Source organism: Eikenella sp. (assembly GCF_057315495.1).
The window spans coordinates 106,103-113,545 of record NZ_DBHKXY010000028.1; the positions used below are offsets into that span (position 1 = coordinate 106,103).

Annotated in this window: 9 protein-coding genes; all 9 read left to right on the forward strand. The window is 57.5% G+C overall.

The annotated features are described in order from the left end of the window. Positions 1 to 23: 23 nt before the first annotated feature. The 9 genes from ACO6EE_RS04770 (at position 24) to tkt (ending at position 7,243) form a co-directional block, all read left to right on the forward strand. Positions 24 to 335, forward strand: coding sequence for an HLGFF motif protein (locus tag ACO6EE_RS04770; protein WP_485959611.1), 312 nt, complete (start codon positions 24 to 26; stop codon positions 333 to 335). Next, positions 335 to 514, forward strand: coding sequence for a cbb3-type cytochrome oxidase assembly protein CcoS (ccoS, locus tag ACO6EE_RS04775; protein ID WP_003822854.1), 180 nt, complete (start codon positions 335 to 337; stop codon positions 512 to 514). The genes ACO6EE_RS04770 and ccoS overlap by 1 nt, the downstream gene beginning before the upstream one ends. Further along, positions 511 to 1,821, forward strand: a complete 1,311-nt coding sequence (locus tag ACO6EE_RS04780) for an MFS transporter (RefSeq protein WP_485959614.1) — start codon at positions 511 to 513, stop codon at positions 1,819 to 1,821. Before ccoS ends, ACO6EE_RS04780 begins: the two co-directional genes overlap by 4 nt. A 150-nt stretch (positions 1,822 to 1,971) precedes the next feature. Next, entirely contained in the window at positions 1,972 to 2,967 is a 996-nt protein-coding gene (gene mltG / locus ACO6EE_RS04785) for an endolytic transglycosylase MltG (RefSeq protein WP_485959616.1), read from the forward strand. 1 nt (position 2,968) lies between these two features. Beyond that, complete coding sequence (locus tag ACO6EE_RS04790) at positions 2,969 to 3,571, forward strand: inner membrane-spanning protein YciB (protein ID WP_485959618.1); 603 nt, start codon at positions 2,969 to 2,971, stop codon at positions 3,569 to 3,571. Between the two features lie 75 nt (positions 3,572 to 3,646). Further along, positions 3,647 to 3,958: a DUF7716 domain-containing protein gene (locus ACO6EE_RS04795; RefSeq protein WP_485959619.1), complete on the forward strand. Its 312-nt coding sequence runs from the start codon at positions 3,647 to 3,649 to the stop codon at positions 3,956 to 3,958. A 136-nt stretch (positions 3,959 to 4,094) separates the two neighbouring features. Continuing rightward, the gene (gene tmk / locus ACO6EE_RS04800) at positions 4,095 to 4,712 is read left to right on the forward strand and encodes a dTMP kinase (RefSeq protein ID WP_485959620.1); all 618 of its coding nucleotides are present in this window, start codon (positions 4,095 to 4,097) and stop codon (positions 4,710 to 4,712) included. 89 nt (positions 4,713 to 4,801) lie between these two features. Then, positions 4,802 to 5,203, forward strand: coding sequence for a hypothetical protein (locus ACO6EE_RS04805; RefSeq protein WP_485959622.1), 402 nt, complete (start codon positions 4,802 to 4,804; stop codon positions 5,201 to 5,203). 57 nt (positions 5,204 to 5,260) lie between these two features. Then, the gene (gene tkt, locus ACO6EE_RS04810; protein ID WP_485959623.1) at positions 5,261 to 7,243 is read left to right on the forward strand and encodes a transketolase; all 1,983 of its coding nucleotides are present in this window, start codon (positions 5,261 to 5,263) and stop codon (positions 7,241 to 7,243) included. Positions 7,244 to 7,443: the final 200 nt, after the last annotated feature.

A 7,443-nucleotide genomic window follows, 5' to 3' on the forward strand; every position in this document is an offset into this window, starting at 1 on the left:
CTGAAACAAAAGGCTACCTGAAAATGCGCCAATTCACCCTCAGCACACCCAACGGCACCCTGCTCGGTTTCCTCGTGCTCATCGCCGACAACGATGACGAACCCGTCTCCGGCAGCGCCATGATCCAGGCGCACGCCGCCGCGCTACCGCCGGAAGATGCCGCATCCGCCCGCGCATTGGAAGCCCTGGCCGGCCAGCTGCTGGTTTGGCAGCCGCATGGCGACGGTATCGCCCTGTATGATGCGGAAGGCGGTCTGGCGGCCGATGTCCGCCAGCAATACCTGCGCCTCGGCGGCCACACCCTGCTGCTCACCGATTTGGAAGGAAACCTTTGATGGACAGCGTGTTTATCCTGATTCCCATCAGCATCGTGCTGGCCTTCGTTATCGGTTATTTCTTCTGGTGGTCCGGCCACAACGGCCAGTTTGACGATTTGGAAGGCCCCGCCCACCGCATTCTGATGGACGACGATTCCGTGCATCCCGACTCCCCACCCCCGCAGGACAAACCATGAATCCAGGCTTCAAATTTGCCGTATCGCGCCGCTTTGCCCCGCTGTTCGGCACCCAATTCCTCGGTGCGCTCAACGATAACTTATTCAAAATCGCGCTGGCCACCATGATCAGCTTTTATGGTTTGGGCAAAAACGGCGTCATTGAGCCGGCGCAGATGATTAACGTGAGCGCACTTCTGTTTGTGCTGCCCTTTTTCCTGTTTTCCGCCCTCTCCGGCCAGCTGTGCAACAAATTCGACCGCAGCCGCATGGCAGTGGCGGTGAAAGTGGCCGAAGTGCTGATTATGCTGCTGGCCACGGTGGGCTTTCTCAAGCAATCATTGCTGTTGCTGCTGCTCTGCATCTTCCTGATGGGCTTGCATTCCACCCTGTTCGGCCCGCTGAAATACGCCGTGTTGCCCGATTATTTGGACGAACACGAGCTGATTGTGGGCAACAGCCTGGTGGAAGGCGGCACGTTTCTCGCCATCCTGTTCGGCCAGATTTTGGGCACCATTCTGGCCGGCATCGGCGGCACCACGGTATCCGTTTTCCTGCTCATCATTGCTGCCGGCGGCCTCGCCTCCAGCCTGTTTATGCCGCGCGTGGCGCCGAAAACCCCCGAAGCAAAAATCGACTGGCACATTGTGCGCAACTCCAAAACCATTCTGAAACAGGCCTTTGCCAACCGCGAAATCTACGCCGCCATCATCGGCATTTCCTGGTTTTGGTTTATCGGCGCGGTGTACACCACCCAGCTGCCCACCTTCACCAAGCTGCACTTGGGCGGCAACGATAATGTGTTCAACCTGATGCTTACCCTGTTTTCCATTGGCATCGGCAGCGGTTCGGTGCTGTGCGCCAAACTCAGCCACCGCCGGCTCAACCTCGGCTGGGTGGCCGTGGGCACGGTGGGCATGGCCATATTCGGCCTGCTACTCGTTTCCCTCGTACACGGCACGCACTACCACGAATACAGCGGCATCGGCAGCTTCCTGTTGCGCGGCGACGCCTATGCCGTGATGCTCTGCATCGTGTTGCTCGGCTTCTGCGGCGGTTTCTTCTCCGTGCCGCTCTACACCTGGCTGCAAACCGCCAGCAGCGAAGAATTCCGCGCCCATGCCATCGCCGCCAACAACATCATCAACGGCCTCTTCATGGTGGCCGCCGCCCTGCTCTCCGCCATCCTTCTATGGCTGTTCGACAGCATCAACCTGCTTTACCTTATCGTGGCAGCAGGCAATATCGTGGTGTTGGTATACCTGCTGAAAATCGCCCCGCCAATCCGCGAAGGCTGGCAACGCTGGTTTGGCAAAGAGGAAGAATAAGCTTCGGCCTGCAAACTGCAAAAAGGCTACCTGAAAAACAAAAAAGCAGTTTCAGGTAGCCTTTACCAGTCCTCCAAATAAACCACACCCGCTTCGCATCCGCCCCGCCCTGGGCTATACTGCCGCCCTTTAATCGGCCACACCGAACCCATGCTGAAAAAAACCCTCTATTCCCTGCTTGCCATTATCCTGCTGGCTGCCGCCCTATTTGCCGGCCTCCTCTTCGCCCCCAAAGACACCCACAGCCAACGCCTGCGCGTGGAGCGCGGCAGCGGCATCGGCAGCGTGAGCCGCACGCTGGCTGCCAACGACGCCATCTACAGCCGCTGGGTGTTCGTGGCCGCCGCCTACCTCACCGGCACCCACAAACAGCTCCTGCCCGGCCACTACCGCCTCCAACCCCGCGCCTCCTCCTGGCAAATCCTGCGCCACCTGAAAAACGGCCGCCCCGACACCATCACCGTGCGCATTATCGAAGGCATGCGTTTTGCCCAAATGCGCCGCCTCATCAACCAAACCGCCGACATCCGCCACGACACTGCATCTTGGAGCGACCGCCAACTCCTCGCTGCCATCGCCTCCGATGCCGATATCCAGCATCCCGAAGGCCGCTTCTTCCCCGACAGCTACGAAATCGACTACGACAGCAGCGATTTGCAAATCTACCGCCTTGCCTACCGCCGCATGCAAAGCCAGCTGCAATCCGCCTGGAGCGACCGTGCCGGCAATTTGCCGTATCAAAACCCCTACGAGCTGCTCACCATGGCCAGCATCATCGAAAAAGAAACCGCGCACGAAGAAGACCGCGCCAACGTGGCCGCCGTATTCGTCAACCGCCTCAACCAAGGCATGCGCCTGCAAACCGACCCCACCGTGATTTACGGCATGGGCAGCGCCTACAACGGCCGCATCCGCCGTGCCGACCTCCAGCGCGACACCCCCTACAATACCTACACCCGCGACGGCCTGCCCCCCACCCCCATCGCCCTGCCCGGCGAAGCCGCCCTCCAGGCCGCCGCTCATCCCAGCGGTGCCGACTACCTCTATTTCGTCTCCCGCATGGACAACACCGGCAAAAGCGAATTCAGCCGCACATTAGACGAACACAACGCCAACGTCCGCCGCTATATTTTGAAAAGACCGTAACATGACCGCCCTGCTCGACCTCCTCCCCCTCATCGCCTTTTTCATCGCCTCCAAAAAATTCGGCCTCTTGGCCGGCGCTGCTGCCGTATTGGCTGCCACCCTGGTTGTGTACGGTATCCACCTCGTGCGGCAAAAATGGCGGCTCACCAAACAGCAATGGGTGGTGCTCGTGCTCACCATCCTCTTCTGCGGCGCCACCATCCTCCTGCGCGACGACCTCTACCTGCGCTGGAAAACCCCCATCATCAACCTCAGCTTCGCCTTAGCCCTAGCCATAAGCGCCCTCATCGGCAAGCCCCTGATGCAGCCCGTAGCCAAAGACGTATTCCGATTCAGCCAGCAAGGCTGGCAGCGCCTCACCTACGCCTGGGCCGCCTTCTTCCTCCTGCTCGCCGCCCTGCACTACTGGTTTGGCCTCTACCACTACGACGCCTCCGAGCAGGCCAAAAACCTGTTTATCCACTTCAAAAGCTACGGCCAGCTCATCCTGATGGGCATCTTCCTCGCCGCCCAAGCCTTCGTATTGCGCAAACACCTTAATATCGAAAGCGCCACCACCCCTGTAAACGAAGCGAGCGAACAGCCAAGCCAACAGCAGCACTGAAACTGTAGGCTACCTGAAATCCATCCATACATTTTTCAGGTAGCCCCATCCGCCAGCCGCCACAGGAGCTTTATCATGCAAACCTTCAAAGGCATCCAAACACTCATCGCCGCCGTCGGCAGCCTGCCCGACTACGGCTTCCTTTACATAACCGGCAATTCCGACACCGACACCCCGGCCGGACTACAAAGCTGCACTTTCCTCCTGCCCGATACCGAAGAAGACGAGTTATTCATTGAAGACAATTCCGACTACAACTCTTGGCTCGAAGCACCTACCTTCTCCGACATCATCGAAAACTATACCAGCAAACATCCTAACGCCTCAGAAGCAGATCCCATCCGCGCCGTTCTGCACTATTGGGAAAAAGATGATTTTCTCGACTAAGCCACCAACACCTTTTTAGGTAGCCTCAAACTGAAAAAAGGCTACCTGAAACGCAAATTCAACGCAGCAAACAATGTTTTGCAAAGCAAGTCTGGGTTTCTGCAAAGCTGAAATATAAGCCTCAACGGAGTTAAAAATGACTGCCCATTTCATCACCCTCGACGGCATCGACGGCGCCGGCAAAACCACCCAGCTGGCCGTGATCCGAGAATGGTTTGCCGCACAAGGGCGCCCCGTCTTGTTCACCCGCGAGCCAGGCGGTACGCCCTTGGGCGAAGCCTTGCGCCGCCTGCTGCTCAACCCGAAAACCCAAGCCGGGCTGCGTGCCGAAACCTTGCTCATGTTTGCCGCCCGCGCCCAGCATATCGACAGCGTTATCCTGCCCGCACTGGAGGACGGCGTATCCGTGGTGTCCGACCGTTTCACCGATGCCACCTTCGCCTACCAGGGCGGCGGCCGCGGCTTGCCTGAGGCCGATATTGCCCAGCTCGAACAATGGGTGCAAGGCAACCTGCGCCCCAGCCTCACCATCTTGCTCGACGTGCCGTTGGAAGTTTCCCTGGCGCGCATCGAACGCGGCCGCAACAAAGACCGCTTCGAGCAGGAGGAAGCCGATTTCTTCACCCGCGTGCGCCAAAGCTACCTCGAACGCGCCGCCGCAGCGCCCGAACGCTACACGGTAATCAACAGCAACCGCGGCAAAACCGTGGTGCGTCGCGATATTGAAGCCGCACTGGAAAAACTGTTCGCCTGATGTTTTGAACGACACGGCCAAAAGTGCGATAATTTGCGCCGTTTTGCGGCATTCGTTCACAAACAAACCGACACTCCTAAAAACACACCATGCAACCAGCCTTCCACAACAAAGCAAACTGCCTTTTCTCCGCCATCACAAACGATCCGCGCTGGGATATAAACGACGAACTGCTGTTTCAAGTGGCGGGCTTCACCTTCTACGGCTACTGCTTCGGCTTCGGTCGGCTGGTGTGCCTGATGGATACCGACAACATTGATGCCTATGTGGCCGGCAAACTCACCGGCCTCGGCGCGGGCGCGAAATACGTGCAAGGCATGATAGCGCGCGCGCAGCAGGGTTTTGTTACCGGTGAAGATGCCGAACCCGTCGATACGGACGACCCTTTAAGCCGGTTAATCGGCATCGGCCATGCCTATTTCTCCACCGATGACTTTACCCCGCTTGTCGAATCCGTTTACGAAAATTACGCCCTGTTAAGCGGCGAATAACCTACTGTCTTTTTCAGGTAGCCTCATTACCCTTTAACCAAACCATTAGGAAACACCATGCCCTCCCAACTTGCCAACGCCATCCGCTTCCTCTCCGCCGACGCCATCCAAAAAGCCAACTCCGGCCACCCCGGCGCGCCCATGGGCATGGCGGAAATGGCGGAAGTATTGTGGACGAAATTCCTGCACCACAACCCCGCCAACCCCAAATTCTACAACCGCGACCGCTTCATCCTCTCCAACGGCCACGCGTCCATGCTGTTGTACAGCCTGCTGCACCTGACCGGCTACAACCTGAGCATTGAAGATCTGAAAAACTTCCGCCAACTGCACAGCAAAACCCCCGGCCACCCCGAATACGGCTACACCGACGGTGTGGAAACCACGACAGGCCCGTTGGGTCAAGGCATTGCCAACGCAGTGGGCATGGCATTGGCGGAAAAAATCCTTGCCGCCGAGTTCAATAAAGACGGTTTGAACATCGTCGATCACTACACCTACGTCTTCATGGGCGACGGCTGCCTGATGGAAGGCGTATCCCACGAAGCCTGCTCACTAGCTGGCACTTTGGGCTTGGGCAAACTGATTGTTTTGTATGATGACAACAATATTTCCATCGACGGCAAAGTGGACGGCTGGTTTACCGAAAACATCCCGCAACGCTTTGAAAGCTACGGCTGGCATGTGATTCCAAATGTAAACGGTCATGATACCGATGCCATTCAGACGGCCATTGAAGCGGCCAAAGCTGAAACCGGCAAACCGTCCCTTATCTGCTGCAAAACCTTAATCGGCAAAGGCAGCGCCAACAAAGAAGGCAGCCACAAAACCCACGGCGCACCTTTGGGCGCGGACGAAATCGAAGCCACGCGCAAACATCTGGGCTGGACTTACCCCGCCTTTGAAATCCCGCAAGAAATTTACGACGCATGGAGCGCGAAAGAACAAGGCACAAAACTGGAAGCCGAATGGAACGAACTGTTCGCACAATACCAAGCCAAATATCCTGCAGAAGCCGCAGAATTCGTGCGCCGTATGGAACACAGGCTACCTGAAAACTTCGACGCCTATATTCAGACGGCCTTGCAAGAAGTGTGCGCCAAAGCCGAAACCATCGCCACCCGCAAAGCCAGCCAAAACAGCATCGAAATCCTCGCCAAAGCGCTGCCCGAACTGGTAGGCGGTTCTGCCGACCTGACCCCGTCCAATCTGACCGACTGGTCAAACAGCGTCTCCGTTACCCGCGAAAAAGGCGGCAACTACATCCACTACGGCGTACGCGAGTTCGGCATGGGTGCCATCATGAACGGCCTTACCCTGCACGGCGGCGTTAAACCCTTCGGCGCGACCTTCCTGATGTTCAGCGAATACGAACGCAACTCCCTGCGCATGGCGGCACTGATGAAAATCAACCCCGTCTTCGTCTTCACCCACGATTCCATCGGCCTCGGCGAAGACGGCCCGACCCACCAACCGATCGAGCAAACCGCCACCCTGCGCCTGATTCCGAATATGGACGTATGGCGTCCGTGCGACACTGCCGAATCCTTGGTCGCATGGGCGGAAGCGGCAAAAGCCGAAGACCATCCGTCCTGCCTGATTTTCAGCCGTCAAAACCTGAAATTCCAAGCGCGCAACGAACAACAACTGAACGACATCAAACGCGGCGGCTACGTCATCAGCGAAGCCCAAGGCAACGCCCAAGCAGTCGTCATTGCCACCGGTTCCGAAGTCGAGCTGGCCTTGGAAGCGCAAAAAGCCCTCGCCGCGCAAAACATCGCCGTACGCATCGTTTCCATGCCGTCCACCAACGTCTTCGACCGCCAAGACGCCGCCTATAAAGCCGCCGTCCTGCCCGAAGGCCTGCCGCGCATCGCCGTAGAAGCCGGACACGCCGACGGCTGGTACAAATACGTCGGACTGAACGGCGCAGTCGTCGGCATCAACCGCTTCGGCGAATCCGCCCCTGCCGATCTGCTGTTCAAAGAATTCGGCTTTACCGTGGAAAATGTGGTTGATACAGTTAAATCCGTGTTGTAGAACAATTTGATGCCGCATTTAGAGAGGCTACCTGAAAGCTTTCAGGTAGCCTTTTCCGCTTGTACCGATATGCTTTTAGCTAGCTCTCATCCCTCACTTCTACACCCGATCTACCTATATCTGCTGCCATCTCTGCGCAACTCCAGCATAAGTAACAAAAAAGGTGCTAAAGCCCCCCCGCAAGCCTTATCCTGCAAGGC